At 40.2% G+C, this 22,311-nt stretch carries 17 protein-coding genes and 1 pseudogene; 3 read left to right on the forward strand and 15 right to left on the reverse strand.

Annotated features, from left to right (window positions below):
* Nucleotides 1–33: 33 nt before the first annotated feature.
* From KV696_RS03860 to KV696_RS03890, 7 genes and pseudogenes are all read right to left on the reverse strand, one after another.
* Nucleotides 34–240: pseudogene (locus KV696_RS03860) on the reverse strand (helix-turn-helix domain-containing protein); the annotation flags it as partial.
* Between the two features lie 172 nt (nucleotides 241–412).
* Complete coding sequence (locus tag KV696_RS03865; protein ID WP_219966906.1) at nucleotides 413–3,544, reverse strand: type I restriction endonuclease subunit R; 3,132 nt, start codon at nucleotides 3,542–3,544, stop codon at nucleotides 413–415.
* 2 nt (nucleotides 3,545–3,546) lie between these two features.
* Entirely contained in the window at nucleotides 3,547–4,731 is a 1,185-nt protein-coding gene (locus KV696_RS03870) for an AAA family ATPase (protein ID WP_219966907.1), read from the reverse strand.
* A gap of 19 nt (nucleotides 4,732–4,750) precedes the next feature.
* Complete coding sequence (locus tag KV696_RS03875) at nucleotides 4,751–5,332, reverse strand: restriction endonuclease subunit S (protein WP_219966908.1); 582 nt, start codon at nucleotides 5,330–5,332, stop codon at nucleotides 4,751–4,753.
* 74 nt (nucleotides 5,333–5,406) lie between these two features.
* A complete protein-coding gene (locus KV696_RS03880) occupies nucleotides 5,407–6,597 on the reverse strand; it encodes a restriction endonuclease subunit S (protein ID WP_219966909.1) in 1,191 nt (396 codons plus the stop codon).
* Complete coding sequence (locus tag KV696_RS03885; RefSeq protein ID WP_219966910.1) at nucleotides 6,594–7,601, reverse strand: virulence RhuM family protein; 1,008 nt, start codon at nucleotides 7,599–7,601, stop codon at nucleotides 6,594–6,596. Before KV696_RS03885 ends, KV696_RS03880 begins: the two co-directional genes overlap by 4 nt.
* Nucleotides 7,591–9,153 (reverse strand): type I restriction-modification system subunit M, encoded by a 1,563-nt coding sequence (locus KV696_RS03890; RefSeq protein ID WP_219966911.1) that lies wholly within the window; start codon nucleotides 9,151–9,153, stop codon nucleotides 7,591–7,593. The genes KV696_RS03885 and KV696_RS03890 overlap by 11 nt, the downstream gene beginning before the upstream one ends.
* 253 nt (nucleotides 9,154–9,406) lie before the next feature.
* Here KV696_RS03890 and KV696_RS03895 point away from each other — a divergent pair, with 253 nt between their 5' ends.
* Nucleotides 9,407–10,024, forward strand: coding sequence for a TVP38/TMEM64 family protein (locus KV696_RS03895; RefSeq protein WP_000076170.1), 618 nt, complete (start codon nucleotides 9,407–9,409; stop codon nucleotides 10,022–10,024).
* 42 nt (nucleotides 10,025–10,066) lie between these two features.
* On the opposite strand, the gene scrK is transcribed toward KV696_RS03895, so the two are convergent.
* Nucleotides 10,067–10,954 (reverse strand): fructokinase ScrK, encoded by an 888-nt coding sequence (gene scrK, locus KV696_RS03900; protein WP_000164311.1) that lies wholly within the window; start codon nucleotides 10,952–10,954, stop codon nucleotides 10,067–10,069.
* Between the two features lie 149 nt (nucleotides 10,955–11,103).
* The gene (locus KV696_RS03905) at nucleotides 11,104–12,987 is read right to left on the reverse strand and encodes a sucrose-specific PTS transporter subunit IIBC (protein ID WP_258318549.1); all 1,884 of its coding nucleotides are present in this window, start codon (nucleotides 12,985–12,987) and stop codon (nucleotides 11,104–11,106) included.
* Nucleotides 12,988–13,367: 380 nt separating this feature from the next.
* Between KV696_RS03905 and KV696_RS03910 the strand changes: the two genes are divergently transcribed.
* Together KV696_RS03910 and KV696_RS03915 are read left to right on the forward strand one after the other, a co-directional pair.
* A complete protein-coding gene (locus KV696_RS03910) occupies nucleotides 13,368–14,822 on the forward strand; it encodes a sucrose-6-phosphate hydrolase (RefSeq protein ID WP_219966912.1) in 1,455 nt (484 codons plus the stop codon).
* On the forward strand, nucleotides 14,803–15,768 hold the full coding sequence (locus KV696_RS03915) for a LacI family DNA-binding transcriptional regulator (RefSeq protein ID WP_000226009.1): 966 nt from the start codon (nucleotides 14,803–14,805) through the stop codon (nucleotides 15,766–15,768). Before KV696_RS03910 ends, KV696_RS03915 begins: the two co-directional genes overlap by 20 nt.
* A 35-nt stretch (nucleotides 15,769–15,803) precedes the next feature.
* Here the strand turns inward: KV696_RS03915 and KV696_RS03920 are convergent, their stop codons facing one another.
* From KV696_RS03920 to KV696_RS03945, 6 genes are all read right to left on the reverse strand, one after another.
* Nucleotides 15,804–17,078 (reverse strand): hydroxymethylglutaryl-CoA reductase, degradative, encoded by a 1,275-nt coding sequence (locus KV696_RS03920; protein ID WP_219966913.1) that lies wholly within the window; start codon nucleotides 17,076–17,078, stop codon nucleotides 15,804–15,806.
* Complete coding sequence (locus tag KV696_RS03925) at nucleotides 17,078–18,250, reverse strand: hydroxymethylglutaryl-CoA synthase (RefSeq protein ID WP_192855756.1); 1,173 nt, start codon at nucleotides 18,248–18,250, stop codon at nucleotides 17,078–17,080. Before KV696_RS03925 ends, KV696_RS03920 begins: the two co-directional genes overlap by 1 nt.
* Nucleotides 18,251–18,362: 112 nt before the next feature.
* Nucleotides 18,363–18,812, reverse strand: a complete 450-nt coding sequence (locus KV696_RS03930) for a threonine/serine exporter family protein (protein WP_020901615.1) — start codon at nucleotides 18,810–18,812, stop codon at nucleotides 18,363–18,365.
* Between the two features lies 1 nt (nucleotide 18,813).
* A complete protein-coding gene (locus tag KV696_RS03935; protein WP_101784416.1) occupies nucleotides 18,814–19,572 on the reverse strand; it encodes a threonine/serine exporter family protein in 759 nt (252 codons plus the stop codon).
* Between the two features lie 88 nt (nucleotides 19,573–19,660).
* The gene (pknB, locus tag KV696_RS03940; RefSeq protein WP_000614551.1) at nucleotides 19,661–21,562 is read right to left on the reverse strand and encodes a Stk1 family PASTA domain-containing Ser/Thr kinase; all 1,902 of its coding nucleotides are present in this window, start codon (nucleotides 21,560–21,562) and stop codon (nucleotides 19,661–19,663) included.
* On the reverse strand, nucleotides 21,559–22,299 hold the full coding sequence (locus KV696_RS03945; RefSeq protein WP_000406242.1) for a Stp1/IreP family PP2C-type Ser/Thr phosphatase: 741 nt from the start codon (nucleotides 22,297–22,299) through the stop codon (nucleotides 21,559–21,561). The genes pknB and KV696_RS03945 overlap by 4 nt, the downstream gene beginning before the upstream one ends.
* Nucleotides 22,300–22,311: the final 12 nt, after the last annotated feature.

Here is a 22,311-nt window from a genome sequence, read left to right on the forward strand (position 1 = left end):
CTCAAACGCCTTATTAGTAATTCTTATAAGTGACTATGGCTTGTTATTGGAAAAGACTATAAGTCTACTCTGATTAACTTCCCCCTGTTCAAGTGAGACGACTGCTAGAGTCTTTCCTAGACTGGCTAGAACTTTTAAAACCGTATCCAACTGGGGGCTAGTCTTACCTGTTTCCATCCTAGCTATAACCGGCTGGCTTACTCCACTAAGTTCTTCTAGTTTTTTCTGACTGATTCCTTGAAAAATATAGAATCCGCCACCTTCCAAGTATATTTTGAGATTCTCAAAAATGATAGAAATAATTTCCTAAAAGCAGAAAATAGAATAATAAAAAAGTAGCCATTAAACACATTTGATAGCTACTTTTTATTGTGTAGGCAGATTTATTTCGTTACTCAATATCAAATGATTCTTAAATATCTCCACCAATTCCCTTGAATTTTTCAACAAAACTACTGATCTTTTGAAACACGGTTTGTTTTTTTGTACGATATTGTGGATTTAGTGGGCTCATTTTCGGCAGAGCTTCATTCAAATCATTCCCGTTTTCACTAGCATACTCATGCTTCAACGAAGCTTGTATGTAGCGCTTAGCACTTTGTTCATTTAATCCCTCAGTCTGTATCAACTCATCCGCTTCCCTTTTCTGCTCACCTTGCGCGAAAATAAAGAACTGTTCAATGATGTCTGATTTATCAACAAAACTATCTAAATCACTGTCATGGATGAAAGAGACTATCAAATCTTCCTTAGCTCGATTGCCAAGACTTGCTCGAATCGTCCGAGTAATTTCCGAAACAAGTTCATCCTTATCTGAAACCTTTTTATTAGTCTCAAAAATTAGCTCTAAGATATAGTCTAGATTGATTTCTTGGGATTTTAGTAATTCAACTTCAAAAACAATCGAATCCCAATCAACTTTAGATTCGCTATCTTCCTGATTACGGCGTTCATTCTCATACCATGACTTAATGTCATTATAGGTTGAACGGTAGTCTTGAATTTCTCTAGTACTTGGGATGTCTAACCTAGATAACTCCTCTAAAGTTTCATCATCCACATGGAAACGTTCCTTGAAAGCCTCTACAGCCTCATCATCTAAGATATCAAGTTCTTGTAAAGCTCGTAGACTCATGAAATTATCGTAGTTTTGTAAGATATTATCTAAACGAAGAAATTGACCAAACAAAGAGACAAATTCTTTCTTATCACTTTCTTTAATGATAGCTTGCGGGTTCGGAAATTTTTCTTGTAACTCTTGAACAACGTCCATATAACCCTTCTGCGCTTCACCGGCCTCCGTAAAACCTGTCATATACTCTTGATAAGAACGCTCGAGCAAGACTTCTGCTGTCTCAGTCTTTCCAAACAGCTTAATAGCATCAGTTGTTGCCTTCTCTAAATCCCGGAAGGTTACAATATTCCCGAATGACTTAGTAGCATCATAAATTCGATTGGTGCGTGAAAAAGATTGGATTAAACCATGATATCTCAGATTTTTATCCACAAATAAAGTATTTAAAGTCGGTGCATCAAAACCAGTCAAGAACATCCCAACTACAATTAAGAGATCCACTTCCCGATTTTTGACACGTTTAGCCAAATCACGATAGTAATTCTGAAAATCATTACCGTTAATAGTAAAATTAGTGCCAAACAACTGATTATAATCAGCTATACAACTACTCAAAAATTCTTTACTACTTATATCCGCTAAATCTGCCGGTGAAAAGCTCTCATCGTCAATTTCACCAATAGCCACCTGAGATTCATTCGCAGCATAGGAAAAGATAGTCGCAATCTTCAATGGTTTTTCAGAGTCTTTTTGCTGATTTTGCAACTCTTGATAGTAGGCTTTCGCTGCATCAACACTTGAAACAGCAAACATAGCATTGAAACCTTTACCAGTTAATCGATGCGTTTTTTGACCAAAATGACCCAAAATATACCTAGATATTTCTGTGATTCGAGTCGGATGAAGCAGTGCTTTCTTATTTTCAGCTGCAGATAACTTAGTTAAGTCCTGCTCGCTTTCAATTGACTTAAACTGCGGACGAACGTCATTATAATCCACCATGAACTTCAGAACTTTTTGATCTCTAATCGCATCAGTAAGCACATAGGCATGTAACTCACGACCGAAAACAGATACGGTCGTGTCTGTCCCTAATGCATTTCCCTTTCGAATTAGTTTACCAGAGGCATCATACTTGTCTGGTAAAATCGGTGTACCCGTAAAGCCAAACTGGCAATATTTCTTAAATTTCTGTCTGAGCCGCTTTTGCGCTTCACCAAACTGAGATCGATGACATTCATCAAAAATGAAAACCACTTGCTTTTGATAAATTTCATGATGACTCTCACTGCTCATAAAGTTGTTAAGCTTCTGAATGGTCGTCACGACAATTTTATTATCATCCTTCTCGATATTGTGTTTGAGACCTGCAGTACTATTTGAACCGTTGACTGAGTCAGGTGAAAATCGCTGGTACTCCTTCATTGTCTGATAATCCAAGTCCTTGCGGTCCACCACAAAGAAAACCTTATCCACTTCTTCCATCTCAGTAGCAAGTCTAGCAGCTTTAAAACTTGTCAGGGTCTTCCCTGAACCGGTAGTATGCCAAATATAACCACCTGTATCAGGACCGCTTTTGATTTTTGAAGCAATAGCTGAACGTATCTTCCAGATGATTCTCTCAGTTGCCGCAATCTGATAAGGACGCATGATAAGAAGAGTATCATTAGTATCAAATACAGAATAATTTATCAAAACATTTAACAAGGTCTGTTGGCTCAAGAAAGTTGCTGTAAAGTCCTTTAAGTCCTTAATAGGATTATTATTTTTCAAAGCCCAGTTCATGGTAAACTCATAAGAATTCTTATCTCGCTTGGTCGTGTTAGCAAAATACCGAGTATCCGTTCCGTTTGAGATGATAAAAATCTGAAGGTACTTAAAGAGAGAATTCTCCTCATTGAAACTTTCCTTACTATATCTATGCACCTGATTAAAGGCCTCTTGAATCGCAACTCCGCGTTTTTTAAGCTCAATTTGTACCAGAGGCAATCCATTTACCAACAAGGTTACATCATAACGATTGCTACTGGTACCAACTTGCTTCATTTGATTAAGGACTTGCAGTTTGTTTCGACTAATATTTTTCTTATCCCATAGATAGATATTCTGGATATGCCCATCATCAAAGATAAAATCATAAATATAGTTGTCATGAAGTTTTCTGGTACAATCAATCAAACTGTCACTGGGTTTATTGAGGTACTCATCCAAAAAACGCAACCACTCAGCATCTGTAAAAACTACATTATTCAAAACTTCCATCTGGGTCTTGAGATTAGACAAAAGCGCCTCTGGGGTCGTCAAATAAGTTAGGTACTCGTATCCTTGCTGGCGCAAGTCAGCAATCAACTCCTTCTCCAAGTCCGCCTCTGTCTGATACTGACTAGGCTGTTCTAGCTTGGTATACTTTTCTAAAATGATAAAATTATCTGACTCAACAATAGCTGTAGTCAATGTACTTTCAGACATAATTACTCCTTATAATTGCAAGTGCTCTCTAAATGCTGTAACAGGTTTTTTAAAAGCGCAGTTTTTGAGTGGTCTACGAGTTCATCTTCCTCGGTTGATACTTTAGAATGACTAGAAATATTTAATATCCTTGACTCATAGTTACTAAAACTTCCTTCATTATCAAGTGGCAATAAATCCTGCCAATTTTGATACCCTAGGAAAGTTGCAGTTTTCTCGTAAAGATTTCTTAAAAAATTAAAATGATATTTATAAACCAAATTGTCTTCTATAGCTTTATGTAATGATTTTCTTAAAAAATTATGATAAGCAAAAGGAGAGTCATCCGGTTGATTTATCAGCTCATATGATCCATCTTCTAATTTTTCAAATCTAAATCTACTACTATCAGGAACCTTTCGGGTGTCAATATAGGTTCTTTTCTCTCCAGTTTCTTCGTCAATAGCTTCCTTACTGTACCTCTCCTTTCTTTTAATATTTTTTAACTCATTATATAAGACATTATAGAATAAAGGATTGTGACTTGTTATTATAAATTTAAGATCAGACTTACTCATTCTAATTAACTTACCTAAATTTGATGCAACTTCTATCAAGTGGTTTTCATCTAATGATGAAACCGGGTCATCAATAAATACATACTCTAAATCATCAAACTCTCTAGTACTACGTTCATCAGGTTCTAGTATATCAAGCTCACTAATAACTAGCTCTAGCAATGTATAAAAAATAGACCAAATAAAATTGCTCTCTTCACCTTTGGATAACTTAATTTGTTCGTTTAGTCTATCCTCACCATCACCACTTTGAATAGTGAAAAGAATATGACCATCTGACAAAAGAAATGAAGGTGTTATTTTATCATTTGTATAATGCTGAAAATGCGAAATAATATTCTGATCCTGTCCCTGCTCTTGAATAATCCAAGATATAAAAGAATTTGGCTGAATCTTCAGTTTAAAATTTTGATTGCTTTCAAGATCATTATCCCAATAGAACAAGTCCTCAGTAAAAGCATTATAATAAAGAATCTTATTTCTCGTAAGACCGCCTTCTTCAGCTTGAATCAACTCAGCAAACTCTTTAGAGAGTCTGGTCTTACCCGTCCCATTAAAGGCGTAGATCAGCTGAACTTTCTGTTTCGAATCTTTTAACTCTTTTGCAATATCTCTTAGCGCTTTTGCCATATCCCTTTCCTATTCTTTTCTATAAATCAAAATTAAATAATTGTTCCCGCCAGTATTCATACTGTTTCTGTCTTAGTTCGATTTCTTTTGGAAGACCCTCAGAAAGAGAATGAGTTAAGATGTTGAATTTATCAAGTATGGAGACGATTCTTTTTTGTTCAGTGAGAGGTGGAAGGACAATTTGAAATTTTTCCATATCTTTCGAATTGATACGAATGACTTTTGTTCCAGTAACTTTTCTTTCTTTTTGAGATTGAAAAGAAATCGATCTCAGCCAATAATTTAAGTAACGTGAGTTTTGGGTAGTTTGAATGATATAACTATCTCCAGAAATACCGATCTCTTCTTTTCCTTCCCAAACAATTGCTTTTCCAACATCTTCAACATTCTCAGATGTAGTTGCCATTACCAAGTCATTTGGTCGTGCTTTTTTTAGCTTTTCGAACACTATTTCACTAGTTTTGGAGAGAGTTTCAGTGACTGTAAAGTCGTATTTAGTGTAAATTTGTCCGTAGTGGATAACAGATTTCCCGATTTCTGTAAAATCTTTCTTCTGAAGTCCATTTCCTCTTACAAAGTCACAAATAGTTCCCAACTCCACTCGAATTGGGCCAAATACCCACTGTAAAAGCTTGATAATAGCGGAGTTGTCCCACTCCTCTACTCTACTCTACTCTACTCTACTCTACTCTCAGTGTACTCGCCTTCGGCGACGAATGTCAAGAGTTTTTCTCTAAAATATTCATACTGTTTTTGACGAAGTTCAATCTCCTTGGGTAGTCCGATGTTGAGGTCATTACAAACCATATCAAAGTTGTCTAGAACTTGAACAATCCGAGACTGGATTTCAAGGGAAGGGACTGGGATTTTTAATTTCGAAAGTGTATTACCATTTGTTAAAGCTCTTGTTGTATAAGTACTATACCGAACAATATCCCTTCTAAAAGCAGTTGATTCAAAACAATATGCACAGTATTCAGGAAGTAATAATTTCGTTATTGGTCTTGCCCTCAAAACAAATCCACTAAAAACTCCATTTTTAACTTCATCCAATAATACGGAAGTTTTTCCAATTTCCTCTTGAGTTTCAGATGTTCGCGTAAAAAAGACATCCCCCCTCTGGACACCATATCGTTCAATTTCCTCAGTACTTACTCTAACTTTCCCTTTCAATACATTCGATAATATTTTCTTATTCTTATATACATCGGTATAATTAACTATAGGAGTTCCGCTCCCAAAAAATTCTTTTCCTTTATTCAATCCATTCTTAAAAACAAACAATTCCCCAAGTGTCTTCCACTCAACCTGATAAACTTCATCCTCAAATGATAAAAGTTTATCTCGATAAAAAGAATATTGCTTTTTACGTGAGGTCAATTCTGAGGTCAATTCTGTAACATAATCAGTGAATTTGTCAAGTATTTGCACGATTTTTTCTTGAATTTCTATTGGTGGGATTGGAATAGGAAACGATTTTAAAGTTGAAATGACAATGTAAGACATAGCTGCCTTATTTGTATTATTCTCTAAATAAGATTTTAGTCCCTGTTTGATAATGTGTAACAAAAATCGCGCTTTCACATTATGTGAGAAATTTGTCAAGACATATGTTCTTTGATATGCTTCAAATTTTCCTGAATAATACTTAACATCTCCAACATTTGCATTTCCAGCAATCAATAGTGCCTCTGTATTCCACCTAAAAGAATTTATTCGACTTATCTCTTTTGCTGTTGTAAAAAAAGGATATTTCCCATCTTCGACAGATTCATTAGCATTCAATTTACCTGTTTCTATTTCACAAACTTCCCCCAACTCTTTCCACTCAACAGGACAGTTTTGGATTTCTTCTAGGATGTTCATGGTTTCCCTCCTTCCTTGGCTAGATTTTCAATACTTTTGATTTCCTTGAGGTAATCTTTTTCAACTTGACTGAGTGTCTTAGCTTGGTAGCTCTTATATTCCTTATCTACCTTATGCTTCATCTGTTCACGAGAGATAGAACCACTATTATCCAGCAAGTCTTCTCCAGTAGCCTGAAGGATACGATCTACGTGCGTTACCCAGTCAGCCATGGTCATGACTTCTTTTCGCTCTGCCTGTCTTTCCGCAAAGTCTAGATATCCTGATACAAGCTGATTAAGCCCACGCAGTTCCTTCTCTGTCAGATAGTTCTTGGCAACTTTTGCTTCAGATAGAGTAGGAAGGTCTCCCTTAAAGGTAGTTAAGCCCATAAACTCCTTTTTACTATCAACACGATTGTAAATGAGTTCACTAGCGGTATTGTGGTGAATGGCATAATGCATCTTGTTTTGAACCGTCGCAAAGAATTTTTTTGCCTCTGGTGAGTTTGCATTGTAGTCACTTGATGTCGCAAAGAGATCCAAAACCTGACGGTAAAAGACTTTTTCACTTGAGCGAATGTCTCGGATTCTTTCAAGGAGTTCTTTAAAGTAAGAGACTCCACCCAAGTTTTTCAGGCGCTCATCATCCATAGCGAAGCCCTTGATCAGATATTCTTTCAAGACTGTCGAAGCATAGAGTCTGAACTGAATGCCACGAGGGGAACGCACTCGATAACCAATCGCCAAAATCATATCAAGATTATAGTAGGCGACTTTTTTCGACTGAGTTTTACCAGCCATTGCACCGTGACGAGTGGTTGTCAACTGATAGTTGACAACCACTGCTTCATCCAATTCACCATCATCAAAGATAGCCTTGATATGTTTACTAATGTTTTGCTTGGAAGTCTGAAAGAGCTCAGCTAGTTCCTGTTGGGTCAGCCAGACTGTTCCATTATCCAGATGAAGCTCAATAGCGGACTTGCCGTCATCTGTTTTATAGAGAATCACATCATTTGCCATGGCTTAATTCCTCTACAATCTTATCTATCTCTGCACGCAAGTGGTCAATCTTGGCAACAGTATCAGAGATTTCTTTATTAAGCACATCAATATCAATCTTCTCACGGGTATCTTCTTTTTCTACATAAGTTGACACTGAAAGATTATAATCTGCTTCTGCTACTTTTTCTTGTGCCACCATACAAGAAAAGTAATCTTCTTTTTCTTTCTTTTCAACACTGTCTAAGATTTTTTCGATATTCTCTTCTGTCAAGACATTATTATTGGTTTCTTTCTTAAACTGCTTACTTGCATCAATAAATAGGATATCCGTTGTCGGCTTATTCTTTGCCAGAATCAGAATACAGGTCGCAATGGAGGTACCAAAAAAGAGATTGTCTGGTAGCTGAATAACCACTTCAACAAAGTTACTGTCTACTAGATATTGACGGATCTTTTGCTCAGCACCTCCACGATAGAAAATACCTGGGAAAGTTACGATTGCAGCTCGCCCCTTATTTGACAAGTATGACAAGCTATGCATAATAAAAGCAAAATCAGCCTTAGATTTAGGCGCCAATACACCCGCAGGTGCAAAGCGATCATCATTGATAAGCGTTGGATCATCGCTTCCTATCCATTTGATAGAGTATGGTGGATTTGACACAATAGCATCAAAAGGCTTATCGTTTACATGCTTAGGATCAAGCAAGGTATTGCCACGCTCAATGCTAAACTTATCATAATTGATATTGTGTAAAAACATATTCATCCGAGCTAGATTATAGGTGGTCATATTAATTTCCTGACCATAAAATCCATCTTCAATTATGTGCTCATTAAACTGCTTTTTAGCTTGCAGGAGCAGCGAACCCGAACCACAGGCAGGATCGTAAATTTTATTGATTTTATTTTTTTCATTCTTGCCCAGCATAACAATTCGCGCCAAGAGTCTCGATACACTTTGCGGTGTAAAAAATTCACCACCAGATTTCCCGGCGTTAGAAGCATAATTAGAGATTAGATACTCATAAGCATCCCCAAAAAGATCAATATGGTTATCTTCAAAGTTTCCAAAATCAAGACTTGCAATTCCTTCAAGAATCAAAACCAAGCGCTGATTCCTCTCTGGAACTGTACTACCTAGCTTGTTACTTCTAGTATCTACATCATCAAAAAGACCCTTGATGTCATGTTCACTCGCATAACCAATCGCACTAGACTCAATATCATCAAATATATCTTTTAAATCTGTATTTAAGCGCTCATTTTGGCGAGCAGTTTTGACAACACTGGAAAACAACTGCGAAGGCATAATAAAATAACCCTTGGTTTTAATGGCATCATCTCGAACTTCAGGTGTAATTAAATCTTCAGAAATCTCTTCATAGTTAATTGATTCATCGCCACCTTCAATATAGGTTTTGAAATTTTCACTAATAAAGCGATAAAATAGAATCCCCAAAATATACTGCTTGAAGTCCCAACCATCTACTGCACCACGAACATCATCCGCAATCGCCCAAATTTTACGATGCAGCTCCTTGCGTTCTGCATTTTCTTTACTTGCCATTTTTACTTCCCTTATTTAATGTATTATCTCTTCTATTTTATCATATTTTCGATACTAAAAAATTCTCTAGCATTCAATAAATGAATATTATTATTTTTAAATAGTATAAGCTTTTCAACATAAACCTCCTAACTTTACGATAATTTACATCTCCCCCCATATTACCTATATTCACCCTCACAAAAACAATCCATTCCCCCTTTCTCCTCCAAAATATGGTATAGTAGAATTATACTATCTATGAGGAGTTTACATGTCACAGGATAAACAAATGAAAGCTGTGTCTCCCCTTTTGCAGCAAGTTATCAATATCTCATCGATTGTCGGTGGGGTTGGGAGTTTGATTTTCTGTATTTGGGCTTATCAGGCTGGGGTTTTACAGTCTAAGGAAACCCTCTCTGCCTTTATCCAGCAGGCAGGTATCTGGGGGCCACCTCTCTTTATCTTTTTACAGATTTTACAGACGGTCGTCCCTATCATTCCTGGGGCCTTGACCTCGGTGGCTGGCGTCTTTATCTACGGACACATCATCGGGACTATCTACAACTATATCGGCATCGTGATTGGCTGTGCCATTATCTTTTATCTTGTGCGCCTCTACGGAGCTGCCTTTGTCCAGTCCGTCGTCAGCAAGCGTACCTATGACAAGTATATCGGCTGGTTGGATAAGGGTAATCGTTTTGACCGTTTCTTTATCTTTATGATGATTTGGCCCATTAGTCCAGCTGACTTTCTCTGTATGCTGGCTGCCCTGACCAAGATGAGTTTCAAGCGCTATATGACTATCATCATTCTGACCAAGCCCTTTACCCTCGTGGTTTATACCTACGGTCTAACCTATATTATTGACTTCTTCTGGCAAATGCTTTGACACATAAAAAATCCGTTTGGTTTCCCAAGCGGATTTTGTGCTTTATTTTGAAACTTCTTTTGCAAGTACAAAGTTCCCAAGAGTAGCAGAACCATTTCCTGCGACTGCTGGTGTCACGATGTATTCACGCACATCAGGTACTGGTAGGTAGCCATTAAGAAGAGATGTAAATTTCTCACGGACACGGTCCAGCATGTGTTGTTGAGCCATGACCCCTCCACCAAAGACAATCACGTCTGGGCGGAAAGTCACTGTCGCATTAACCGCAGCTTGAGCGATATAATAGGCTTGGACATCCCAAACAGGGTTGTTGAGTTCAATGTTTTCCCCACGTACACCTGTACGAGCTTCCAAACTTGGACCAGCTGCATAGCCTTCCAGACATCCCTTATGGAAAGGACAAACACCCTTAAACTCTTTTTCAATATCCATTGGGTGTCTAGCAACATAATAATGACCCATTTCAGGGTGACCCACACCACCGATAAATTCACCACGTTGGATGACACCTGCACCGATACCTGTACCGATTGTGTAGTAAACCAAGTTTTCGATACGACCACCAGCATTGTTACGGGCAACCACTTCACCGTAAGCAGAGCTGTTTACGTCTGTTGTGAAGTACATTGGCACGTTTAGGGCACGACGAAGGGCACCAAGCAAGTCCACATTTGCCCAGTTTGGTTTTGGAGTCGTTGTGATAAAGCCATAGGTTTTTGAGTTTTTATCAATATCAATCGGACCAAATGAACCAACTGCAAGACCAGCAAGGTTGTCGAATTTCGAGAAGAACTCGATGGTTTTATCGATTGTTTCGATTGGAGTTGTTGTTGGAAATTGTGTTTTTTCTACAACGTTAAAGTTTTCATCACCGACAGCACAGACAAACTTTGTACCGCCCGCTTCCAAGCTTCCATATAATTTTGTCATGATAAACCTCTTGTTTTTATTTTCTTTATTATAGCATATTTCGAAAGTCTAAATTTCTCTATTTTTTAGATTTTCCTCTGTAAATCTTACCATTCAAGCAAAAACGAACAAACATGTCATTTGTTCGTTTTCACATTAGAGAGGATTGATTAGATTTTCACTTCGATCACAGCATCCCCCTTCGCAACTGAACCTGTTGCGACTGGAGCTACTGAAGCGTAGTCAGCTGTATTTGTAACGATAACCATTGTTGTATCATCAAGACCAGCTGCAGCGATTTTGTTTGAGTCAAATATTCCAAGAACATCGCCCGCTTTCACCTTGTCACCTTGGGCAACTTTTGCTTCAAAACCTTCACCATTCATAGATACAGTGTCAATACCAACGTGAATCAAAACTTCAGCACCATCAGTTGTTTTCAAACCAAAAGCATGTCCTGTTGGAAAGGCAATTGAAACTTCAGCATCAGCTGGTGCATAAACCACACCTTGGCTAGGTTTCACAGCGATACCTTGTCCCATAGCTCCACTTGAGAAGACTGGGTCATTGACATCAGCAAGAGCGACAACATCACCAACGATAGGAGTTATAAGTGTTTCATTTTGAAAAGCAACAACATTTCCAGTAACTGCTTCTTCAACGAAGCGTTCTGTAGTAGTTTCTTCAGCAACCTCTACTTCATCTTCATAACCAAACATGTAAGTAAGAGCAAAACCAAGGGCAAATGATACAGCTACCATCAGAAGGTATAGTGGAAGTTGTCCATTACCGGCATAAAGCATTGTACCAGGGATGATGGTGATACCACTACCAGTACCAGCAAGTCCAAGGATTGAAGCCAATCCACCACCGATTGCACCAGCAATCAATGAAAGGAAGAATGGTTTACGGAAGCGCAAGTTCACCCCGAAGATAGCAGGCTCTGTAATACCTAGGAAGGCAGAAAGAGCAGCTGGGAAAGCAAGTGTTTTCAGTTTTGGATTTTTAGTTTTGACACCAACCGCAACAGTTGCAGCACCTTGGGCTGTCATAGCCGCAGTGATGATAGCGTTGAATGGGTTAGCATGGTCAGCAGCGAGTAATTGAACTTCAAGCAAGTTGAAGATGTGGTGCACACCTGACACGACAATCAATTGGTGAACCCCACCAATCAAGAAACCACCAAGACCAAATGGCAAGCCAAGAATTGCTTTTGTACCAATAAGGATGTAGTTTTCAACAACGTGGAAAACTGGTCCGATGACAAAGAGTCCAAGGATAGACATAACCAAAAGTGTCACGAATGGTGTTACCAAGAGGTCAATCACATCTGGAACAACCTTGCGGACAGCTTTTTCAAATTTAGCTCCGACAACCCCGATGATGAAGGCTGGAAGAACTGAACCTTGCAAACCAACAACAGGGATGAAACCAAAGAAGTTCATAGCTGTTACTTCACCACCTGAAGCGACTGCCCAAGCGTTTGGAAGTGAGCCAGAAACAAGCATCATACCAAGAACGATACCAACGGCTGGATTTCCACCGAATACGCGGAAGGTTGACCACACAACCAAACCTGGCAAGATGATGAAGGCTGTATCTGTCAAGATTTGTGTGTAAGTTGCAAAGTCACCTGGAAGTGGCATTTCAAGAGCGTTGAAAAGACCACGCACCCCCATGAAGAGACCTGTCGCTACGATAACTGGGATGATTGGAACGAAAACGTCACCGAAAGTACGGATAGCACGTTGGAACCAGTTTCCTTGTTTCGCAGCTTCTGCTTTCATGTCATCTTTAGATGATGTTGGCAAACCAAGTGCAACAACCTCATCGTACATTTTGTTAACTGTACCTGTACCAAAGATGATTTGGTATTGACCTGAGTTAAAGAAAGCACCTTGAACTTTTTCCAAGTTCTCAATCACTTCTTTATTAATTTTCCCTTCATCTTTGACCATGACACGAAGACGAGTCGCACAGTGAGCTACACTGTTGACATTTTCACGTCCGCCCAAGGCATCGATGACTTTTTTTGCAATTTCCTGATTGTTCATTTGCAAAAATCTCCTTATATAAAATTTTGTTATTGTTTGAAAGCGATTTTATTCGCCCTACGACTATTATTTTATCATGTTTTAGAAATATGTCAAGCGTTTTGCAGAAAAAATATTTGTTTCTTAGAGTAAGGTCCTTTGTTTTGATAGATTGTGAGAGTTTTATGAAAGCATTCTTTAAAAAAATAGTTTAAAATCTGAGTTAAAAAGGACTTTATTTCACTTTCTTTCAATTTTCTGTAGATAGTTGATTGATTTTCTGCTTTTGATTTGTGATAAACGTTTGACAGTTTTTTCTCTTTTTTAACATAAAAGACTTGCTTTTTCAACCGAAAACGGTTACTATTAAAAGTAATAAGATTTTTGGAGGAATAAAATAAATGGAATGGACAACTGAGCGTCGTTATAGACCCTATGAAGATTGGACGCAAGAAGAAATTCAAAATATAAAGAAAAATATAGCACAATCTCCATGGCATACTCATTACCATGTTGAGCCAAAAACAGGACTTCTCAACGACCCAAATGGCTTTTCTTACTTTGATGGCAAGTGGATCCTCTTTTACCAGAATTTTCCTTTTGGTGCAGCCCACGGTTTGAAATCTTGGGTGCAATTGGAAAGTGAGGACTTGGTTCACTTCACAGAAACTGGAATCAAAGTTTTACCAGATACTCCATTAGATAGCCACGGTGCCTACTCTGGTTCTGCCATGCAGTTTGGCGATAACTTGTTCCTATTTTATACAGGAAATGTTCGTGATGAAAACTGGATCCGTCACCCTTACCAGATTGGAGCTTTGATGGATAAGGATGGCAAGATTACAAAGATTGATAAGATCTTGATCGACCAGCCAGCAGACTCTACTGACCACTTCCGTGATCCGCAAATTTTTAACTTCAAGGGCCAATACTATGCTATCGTCGGTGGACAGGACTTAGAGAAAAAAGGCTTCGTCCGTCTCTACAAGGCTGTAGACAACGACTACACAAACTGGCAAGCCGTTGGCAACCTTGACTTTGCTAACGACCGTACTGCCTACATGATGGAATGTCCAAATCTAGTCTTTGTAGGGGAACAACCTGTCCTTCTCTACTGCCCACAAGGATTGGATAAGAACGTTCTAGACTACGATAATATCTTTCCAAATATGTATAAGATTGGGGCTTCCTTTGACCCTGAAAATGCTAAAATGGTAGATGTATCTCAACTTCAAAACATGGACTATGGTTTCGAAGCCTATGCAACTCAAGCCTTCAACGCTCCTGATGGACGTGCTCTAGCTGTTAGCTGGCTTGGCTTGCCAGATGTTTCTTACCCATCTGACCGTTTTGACCACCAAGGAACCTTCTCTTTGGTCAAGGAACTCACTATCAAAGACGGCAAACTCTACCAATACCCAGTTGCAGCTATCAAGGACCTTCGTGCTTCTGAAGAACCTTTCTCAAACCGTGCCCAAACCAAGAACACTTACGAACTGGAACTCAACTTGGAAGCTAATAGCCAGAGCGAGATTATCTTACTTGCTGATAAAGAAGGCAAGGGACTTTCCATCAACTTTGACCTTGTAAATGGTCAAGTGACAGTGGATCGTAGCCAGGCTGGTGAACAGTATGCCCAAGAATTTGGCACAACTCGTTCTTGCCCTATCGAGAATCAGGTTACTACTGCTACGATTTTCATCGATAATTCTGTCTTTGAAATTTTCATCAATAAAGGAGAAAAAGTATTTTCTGGTCGTGTCTTCCCACATGCGGACCAAAATGGGATCCTGATTAAATCTGGAAACCCAACTGGAACTTACTATGAATTAGATTATGGTCGCAAAACTAACTGATGTCGCCAAACTTGCAGGTGTCAGCCCGACTACCGTTTCTCGGGTTATCAATAAAAAAGGCTATTTATCAGAGAAAACCATTCAAAAGGTCAATGAAGCCATGCGAGAATTGGGCTACAAACCCAACAACCTAGCTCGTAGTTTACAAGGAAAATCAGCTAAGTTAATCGGCTTGATTTTCCCAAATATTTCCAACGTTTTCTATGCAGAATTGATTGATAAGCTGGAACACCAACTCTTCAAAAATGGTTATAAGACCATCATCTGCAACAGCGAGCACGATTCCGAGAAGGAACGCGAATACATCGAAATGTTGGAAGCCAATCAGGTAGACGGCATCATTTCTGGTAGTCACAACTTGGGAATCGAAGACTACAATCGCGTGACAGCGCCGATTATTTCCTTTGACCGAAATCTGTCACCAGATATTCCTGTCGTCTCCTCTGACAATTATGCTGGTGGGGTTCTCGCAGCCCAGACCTTGGTTAAGACAGGCGCCCAGTCTATCATCATGATTACAGGGAATGACAATTCTAATTCGCCAACCGGACTACGCCACGCTGGCTTTGCATCTGTTCTCCCCAAAGCACCTATTATCAATGTTTCCAGTGACTTTTCTCCTGTCAGAAAAGAAATGGAAATCAAGAATATCTTGACCCGTCAAAAACCAGATGCCATCTTTGCTTCGGATGACTTAACAGCTATTCTAGTCATTAAAATTGCTCAAGAACTAGGTATTTCTGTCCCAGAAGAACTCAAGGTCATTGGCTATGATGGTACCTACTTTATAGAAAATTACTATCCTCAACTGGCTACTATTAAGCAACCCTTGGAAGAGATTGCCTGCCTTACCGTTGACCTCCTCTTGCAAAAGATCGAAGGCAAGGAAGTTGCGACAACTGGTTACTTCTTACCAGTTACTCTATTACCTGGAAAAAGTATTTAAGTACAAGAAAACTCAGACCGATTCGTCTGAGTTTTTTATGATCTTAGATTTTCTAGATAACGCTGGGCTGTCTCTAGGTTAAAGGTTTTATCTGCGATAAGGCGCTCGACTAGGGGAGCTACCTCGGATTCACTAGCACCTGCAAGAAGTGCCAAGGATTTGGCCTGCAATTTCATGTGTCCTTGCTGAATCCCTGTACTCACCAGCGCTTTGAGGGCCGCAAAGTTTTGGGCAAGCCCGATAGAAACGATAACCTGGGCTAATTCTTTGGCAGAAGGATTTCCCAGTAGTTCATGACTGAGGGCTACACGAGGATTGAGACCGATAGAGCCACCCTTGGTCGCCACTGGCATAGGAAGAGTCATCTCACCAACCAACTCTTCTGTCTCTAAGTCCAGACGCCAAGAGCTAAGACCTTGATAGCGCCCATCTCGACTGGCATAGGCATGGGCCCCCGCCTCAATAGCACGCCAGTCATTACCAGTGGCAATCAAAATGGCATCAACACCGTTAAATATCCCTTTATTGTGAGTAGCTGCTCGGTAAGGATCAGCCTGCGCAAACTGACTAGCCAAAGCTATTTTCTCCGCAATCTCTCGTCCTTGATCCTTTTGGCGGCTCAAGTAGCGAAAGGCGATGCGACAGCTTGCAGTCACCAGAGAATCCGTCGCGTAGTTGGACAGGATTCCCATAAGACTCTGCCCCTGGCTGAGTTCTTCTAAGACTGGCTTCAAGGCTTCCAGCATGGTGTTGAGCATATTGGCTCCCATGGCTTCTTGAGTATCAACATGAAGATAGACGACGAGGAAGTCTGTTTCACCTTTAATCTGCTCTACATGCAAATCACGCGCCCCACCTCCACGTTTGACTATAGAAGGATAGGCTTGATTGGCAAGTTCCAAGAGCTCAGTCTTTTTGTTTGCAATCTTCTCTTGCGCTTGTTCAGGTTCAGCAACTTGATAAATGGCTACCTGCCCAATCATCCGGCGCTGATGAACTTGAGCAGTAAAACCGCCTGCTCGCTTGATGATTTTGCTGGCATAGCTGGCCGCAGCAACCACGGACGGTTCTTCTGTCACATAAGGAACTGTATATTCCTGACCGTTAACGATAACCTCTGGGACCAGCGAATAAGGCAGAGAAAAAGTTCCCACTACATTCTCACTCAGCTGGTCTGCCACAGTCACACTCATCTGTTCATCCTGCTCCAAACTCTCTTGTCTCTCAGGACTAAGGAGCGCCTGAGCTTTTAACAGCTCGAGGCGCTCTTGGTATGATTTTTTAGAAAATCCATTCCAACTTATCTTCATTATTTTTCAACCTTGCTATAACGGCGTTGGTGGTCAACAATTTCAACCAAGGCAAAATCTTGATTTTCATAGCCAGCAAACTGGGCAGAGTTTGTTTCATCTAAGTCTACTTCCTCAAAGAAGACCTTTTCATAGTCTGCAACGGATAGAGCAGTTCGTTGGTTGAGCTTGTTCAAACGGTCTTTATCCAGATAAGCTTCATATCCTTCAACCAATTCACCACTGAAGAACTCCGCCACAGCTCCACTTCCGTAACTATAAAGGGCGATTTTATCCCCAGCCTTCAAGCTATCTGTATTTTCCAAGAGAGACAAAAGTCCAAGGAAAAGGGAACCTGTATAGATATTCCCTACCTTTTGACTGTAAAGAATAGACTGGTCAAAATGCTTTTGCAAGAGGTCTTTTTTCTCTTGAGGTAGGCTCTTATCCATGATTTTTTTCAAGCCTTTTAAGGCTAATTTAGGATAAGGCAAGTGGAAGCACACAGCCGCAAAATCATCTAAGGTAAGCTGGTAGCGTTTTTGGTATTCAAGCCAAGTCGTTTTCAAACTATCCAAGTATTGTTGGGTAGAATAGACACCATTTACATAAGGGGTTGTTGAGTAATTTGGACGCCAGAAATCCATGATGTCACGAGTCTGAGCCACATTGTCGTTATTAAAGGCCATAATGCGTGGATTCTGTGTAATCAACATGGCCACACTGCCAGCACCCTGAGTTGGTTCTCCTGGAGTTTCAATACCGTATTTGGCAATATCACTGGCAATGACCAAGACCTTGGACTCTGGAGAATTTTCCACATGCAATTTGGCATAATGAAGGGCAGCTGTCGCTCCATAGCAGGCTTCTTTAATCTCGAAACTACGAGCAAAGGGCTGGATGCCCAGCAAACCATGCACAAAGACGGCTGCAGCTTTACTTTGGTCAATTCCTGACTCGGTAGCCACAATGACCATGTCAATTTCTGCTCTTTCTTGCTCAGTTAAAATAGAATCACTTGCACTGGCTGCCAAGGTCACGATATCCTCAGTTAGAGGCGCAATACTCAATTCCTTGAGTAAGAGTCCTTTGCTTAATTTTTCAGGGTCAATTCCCCTCGCTTCTGCTAAGTCTTGTAACTTCAAGACATATTGACTGGTCGCAAAACCAATCTTATCAATACCGATTGTCATATTTACCTCTGTTTTATCATTCATGTAAAAAATCGTTCTATACTATTTTATCACAAATGGCAGTAAAAGAGAGAAAAAAGACTTGATTCACCAAATCAAGTCGCTTATTATTCTAACCATTATGCTGTTTTCGTAAGTGAGAATAAAGCCTGAGAATCACTGTTCCGCTAGCCATTCCAATGGAAATCACCAAAGCCAGCATAACAACCAAGGTTGCACTAGCAATGGCATGACTGTAATCTCCTGTCACAAAAAAGGCAGTTGTCCGATAGGAGAGATAACCCGGAACCAGAGGTGCCAAGATGGCTAAGATAAAGACCACAGCAGGTGTCTTATAAAGAATACTTAAAATCTGGCTGACACAAGAACCAATAATGGCTGCAATAAAAGTAGCCACAATAACATTGGTCGGTTCCTTGAGCAAGAGATAAATCAGCCAGACAGCCATGCCCAAAATTCCTCCTGGTAAGAGCATGGACCGCTGAACATTGAGTACGATTAGAAAGGTAATAATAGCAAGAAGACTTGCTACTGCTTGTAATAAAAAGGTTGTTAGTGTCATATTAATTCATCAATACCAATGCGACAGAAGTTCCTGCCCCTAAAGCAAGGGTAATGAGTAGAGATTCAAACATCTTACTCATACCAGAGTTTATGTGGTTGGTCATAATATCACGAACCGCATTGGTCAAGGCAATACCTGGTACAAAAGGCATGACAGCACCAGCTATAATCAAATCTGCTGTTGAGGGAAAACCTGTGTAGCGAGCCCAAAACTGGGCTATCATCCCAAAGACAAAGGCTCCAGCAAAGGCCGTCACAAAGGGAATTCGGATAAATTTTTCCACATAGAGAGAAAAGGCAAAACCAAATAAGGTAGCCACTCCTGCCCCAAGTGCGTCGTAGATGTTTCCACTAAACATAACTGAAAAGAAAGGAGCACTAAAGGTCGCAGCCAGAGTCACCTGCAACTTGGTATAGGGAAGCGATTGAGCTTGTATGGCCGTCAATTGCTTGAAGGCTGTCTCTAAATCAATCCGCCCCCCAACCAGCTGACGAGAAATCTGGTTCACATCGCAGACTTTTTCGATGTTATAAGAAGAGGAGGTAACGCGCTTCATACGCGAAATATTGGTATTTTCAATCGAGAAAAAGATAGCGGCAGGCATGGCAAGAACATTACAATCCACAATCCCCTGCGAATGCGCAATCCGAATCATGGTATCTTCTACGCGATGAATCTCTGAACCACTTTTGAGGAGAATGGTTCCAGCTAACATAATCACATCAATAACGGCATTTAATTCTTTTGATTCTTCCATGCTTTCCTCCTTTTATCAACTCCTTCTATTCTATCACAAATCTAGAGTCAAAAAAAATCTTTGCCATGAAATCATGACAAAGATTCGTTTAATCACGAGAATTTTCGTGGTTCCCTTCACTACTTGATTGAGTAGTAGCAGGTGCATTCCCTCGTTGATTTCCTTGTTGGTTCCCCTGACTTGGTGTCGTAGTAGAACCTTGGTTTCCACGTTGGGATGGTGCTGATGATGACGTTGACGGTGGTGTTTTTGGTTTGTAGATTGAAATCTTGACACGCGTCTTAGTCAAATCAACCTTTTCACCCGCTTTTGGACTCTGTTCAACGACTGTACCCTCAGCAGTTCCATCAGGAGCTGTCGACACTTCTACAACTTCAATATTGGCTTCCTTAATCCCAACAATTTGAACAAGATTATTTTTAGTAAATTCAAGACTAGATCCTTTATAACTTGGCATAGAAACGCTGGTTACTTTCTTAGCAACGGTTAAGGTAATCGTTGAGGCCTTGCTCAAATCATAGGTTGTTCCAGCAGCTGGACTCTGTCTGAGAACAGTTCCTGCTTCGCTCTCACTTGATTCTTCTTCCTCAATTTTGATGAGATTTTCAGGAACCTTCTTCTGCTTGAGTTCTGCTATAACATCTGTCGATTTACGGCCGATATAGTTACTCAATTGGAAAGATTGCTTGCCTGATGAGACAACCAAATTGATTTTCGAACCTTCTTTTCGAGTCTTTCCAGCTTCAGGATCTGTACGGATAATCCGCCCTTCTTCCACCTTTTCACTAGCCTCTGATTTCTCCTCGCCAATCTCAAAATTGGCTTTCTTGAGCGTTTCCTTGGCTTCCGCAACTGTCTGACCTGCCACATCTGGAATGGCAATGGTTGCAGGAGTTCTGGATAGTATCCAAATCAGAGAGGCTGCCACCAATACAATGCTGGCCAACAAAATCATATAACGAACTCTAAATTTCCGTTTCTTAACAGGCTTGCTTGCGTAATTGTCTTCTGAAACCTGCTGACTCGGTTTCGCAGTCTGTGGCTTCGGACTTTGTGTTTGCACCTTAGGAATCGAAGTCAAGGTACTCTGGGATACCTTCGGTAGTGTCTTGGTGTCCGCCTTAGTAGTATCATTAAATACCAGTTTAGGCTCATTGCGACGATTGTAAGATAAGCTACTAGACAAGTCCACATACATCTCTGCAACTGACTGATAACGATCTGTCAATTTCTTGGCAGTTGCCTTGATAACAACATTCTCCAAAGCCTGAGGCACAGATGGATTTTCATCAATAACTGATGGCAGTGGTTTCTGGAAATGCTGAAGGGCGATGGTCACCGCACTATCCCCGTCATAAGGGATATGGCCTGTCAGCATCTCATAGAAAATAATCCCCATGGCATAGATATCACTCTGTACAGTAGCCTTAGAACCACGCGCCTGCTCTGGTGACAAGTAATGAACCGAACCCAGCATAGAGTTAGTCTGAGTCAGACTTGTCTCTGCAAAGGCTACAGCAATCCCAAAGTCTGTGACCTTGGCAGTCCCATCTGGTGTCAAAAGGATATTTTGAGGTTTCAAGTCCCTGTGAACAATTCCTCTAGTATGGGCCAAACGCATGGCTAGGAGGATTTGCCCCATGATACGGACTGCTTCTTCATTAGAAAGAGGATAGTGTTCCTTGATATAGCGTTTAAGGTCTAGTCCAGCAACATACTCCATTGCAAGATACTGTTGACCGTCTTCCTCACCAATATCTGTTATCCGAACGATATGAGGATGGTCTAGATCTGCCATAGCTCTCGCTTCACGCTGAAAACGAGCTACAGCTATCGGGTCCGTCTGGTAGTTGGTCCTCAGGACCTTCACTGCCACTTCTTCTCCGTCTAGAATTAAATCCTTGGCCAAATAGACATCTGCCATGCCTCCTCGGCCAATCTGTTTCACAATCCGATAGCGTCCGGCAAAAATCTTGCCGATTTGGATCATTCTGCATCCTCCTCGTTCATAGAAACAAGGGCAACCGTAATGTTGTCTAAACCTCCTGCATTGTTAGCAAAACGTACGAGCGTCGCTGTTTTATCTGCCAAAGGAATATCACTGGTTACAATATCACAAATCTCACTTCCTGAAATCATGTTGGTCAAACCATCACTATTGAGCAAGAGATAGTCACCTGGCTCAAGGGTAATCATTCCAAAATCAGGTTGAACTTCATCTTTTTGACCGATAGATTGAGTAATAATATTTTTCTGTGGATGGCTAGCTGCTTCTTCTGGTGTCAATTGACCTGCTTTAAGCAATTCATTGACCAAGGAATGATCGCTCGTTAACTGGTGGTATTCTTCTCCACGAATCAAACCGATACGAGAATCTCCAATATGAGCATAGATAGCCTGATTGCCAATAATAGCAACAGCTTCTAGAGTTGTTCCCATTCCTTTATAGGCATCATCTTGCCCAAGTTGATGAATCTTTTGATTTTCAATTTCTAGGTAATTAGCGAACCATTCACGCACTTCATTGACTGTATCGATTTGGGTATCAACCCAAGCTATACCTAGGTCTGTTACCGCCATTTCACTAGCGATATTCCCTGCGCGATGACCTCCCATCCCATCAGCTAAAATAATCATGGTACGCCCAGCTCTATTGACATAGTGGTTGACATAGTCTTGGTTATTTGTTCGTTTCTGACCAACATCTGTTAATAATGAAATTTCCATGTGTCAGTTCCT

Origin of the sequence: Streptococcus humanilactis (assembly GCF_019448275.1) — a bacterium.
Taxonomy (GTDB): Bacteria; Bacillota; Bacilli; order Lactobacillales; family Streptococcaceae; genus Streptococcus; species Streptococcus humanilactis.

What these genes read in the sequence shown, in the direction of transcription:
- KV696_RS03865 (WP_219966906.1), bottom strand. Translation starts at nt 3,544, where the DNA reads ATGTCTGAAAGTACATTGACTACAGCTATTGTTGAGTCAGATAATTTT.
- KV696_RS03870 (WP_219966907.1), bottom strand. Translation starts at nt 4,731, where the DNA reads ATGGCAAAAGCGCTAAGAGATATTGCAAAAGAGTTAAAAGATTCGAAA.
- KV696_RS03880 (WP_219966909.1), bottom strand. Translation starts at nt 6,597, where the DNA reads ATGAACATCCTAGAAGAAATCCAAAACTGTCCTGTTGAGTGGAAAGAG.
- KV696_RS03885 (WP_219966910.1), bottom strand. Translation starts at nt 7,601, where the DNA reads ATGGCAAATGATGTGATTCTCTATAAAACAGATGACGGCAAGTCCGCT.
- KV696_RS03890 (WP_219966911.1), bottom strand. Translation starts at nt 9,153, where the DNA reads ATGGCAAGTAAAGAAAATGCAGAACGCAAGGAGCTGCATCGTAAAATT.
- KV696_RS03895 (WP_000076170.1), top strand. Translation starts at nt 9,407, where the DNA reads ATGTCACAGGATAAACAAATGAAAGCTGTGTCTCCCCTTTTGCAGCAA.
- scrK (WP_000164311.1), bottom strand. Translation starts at nt 10,954, where the DNA reads ATGACAAAATTATATGGAAGCTTGGAAGCGGGCGGTACAAAGTTTGTC.
- KV696_RS03905 (WP_258318549.1), bottom strand. Translation starts at nt 12,987, where the DNA reads ATGAACAATCAGGAAATTGCAAAAAAAGTCATCGATGCCTTGGGCGGA.
- KV696_RS03910 (WP_219966912.1), top strand. Translation starts at nt 13,368, where the DNA reads ATGGAATGGACAACTGAGCGTCGTTATAGACCCTATGAAGATTGGACG.
- KV696_RS03915 (WP_000226009.1), top strand. Translation starts at nt 14,803, where the DNA reads ATGGTCGCAAAACTAACTGATGTCGCCAAACTTGCAGGTGTCAGCCCG.
- KV696_RS03920 (WP_219966913.1), bottom strand. Translation starts at nt 17,078, where the DNA reads ATGAAGATAAGTTGGAATGGATTTTCTAAAAAATCATACCAAGAGCGC.
- KV696_RS03925 (WP_192855756.1), bottom strand. Translation starts at nt 18,250, where the DNA reads ATGACAATCGGTATTGATAAGATTGGTTTTGCGACCAGTCAATATGTC.
- KV696_RS03930 (WP_020901615.1), bottom strand. Translation starts at nt 18,812, where the DNA reads ATGACACTAACAACCTTTTTATTACAAGCAGTAGCAAGTCTTCTTGCT.
- KV696_RS03935 (WP_101784416.1), bottom strand. Translation starts at nt 19,572, where the DNA reads ATGGAAGAATCAAAAGAATTAAATGCCGTTATTGATGTGATTATGTTA.
- pknB (WP_000614551.1), bottom strand. Translation starts at nt 21,562, where the DNA reads ATGATCCAAATCGGCAAGATTTTTGCCGGACGCTATCGGATTGTGAAA.
- KV696_RS03945 (WP_000406242.1), bottom strand. Translation starts at nt 22,299, where the DNA reads ATGGAAATTTCATTATTAACAGATGTTGGTCAGAAACGAACAAATAAC.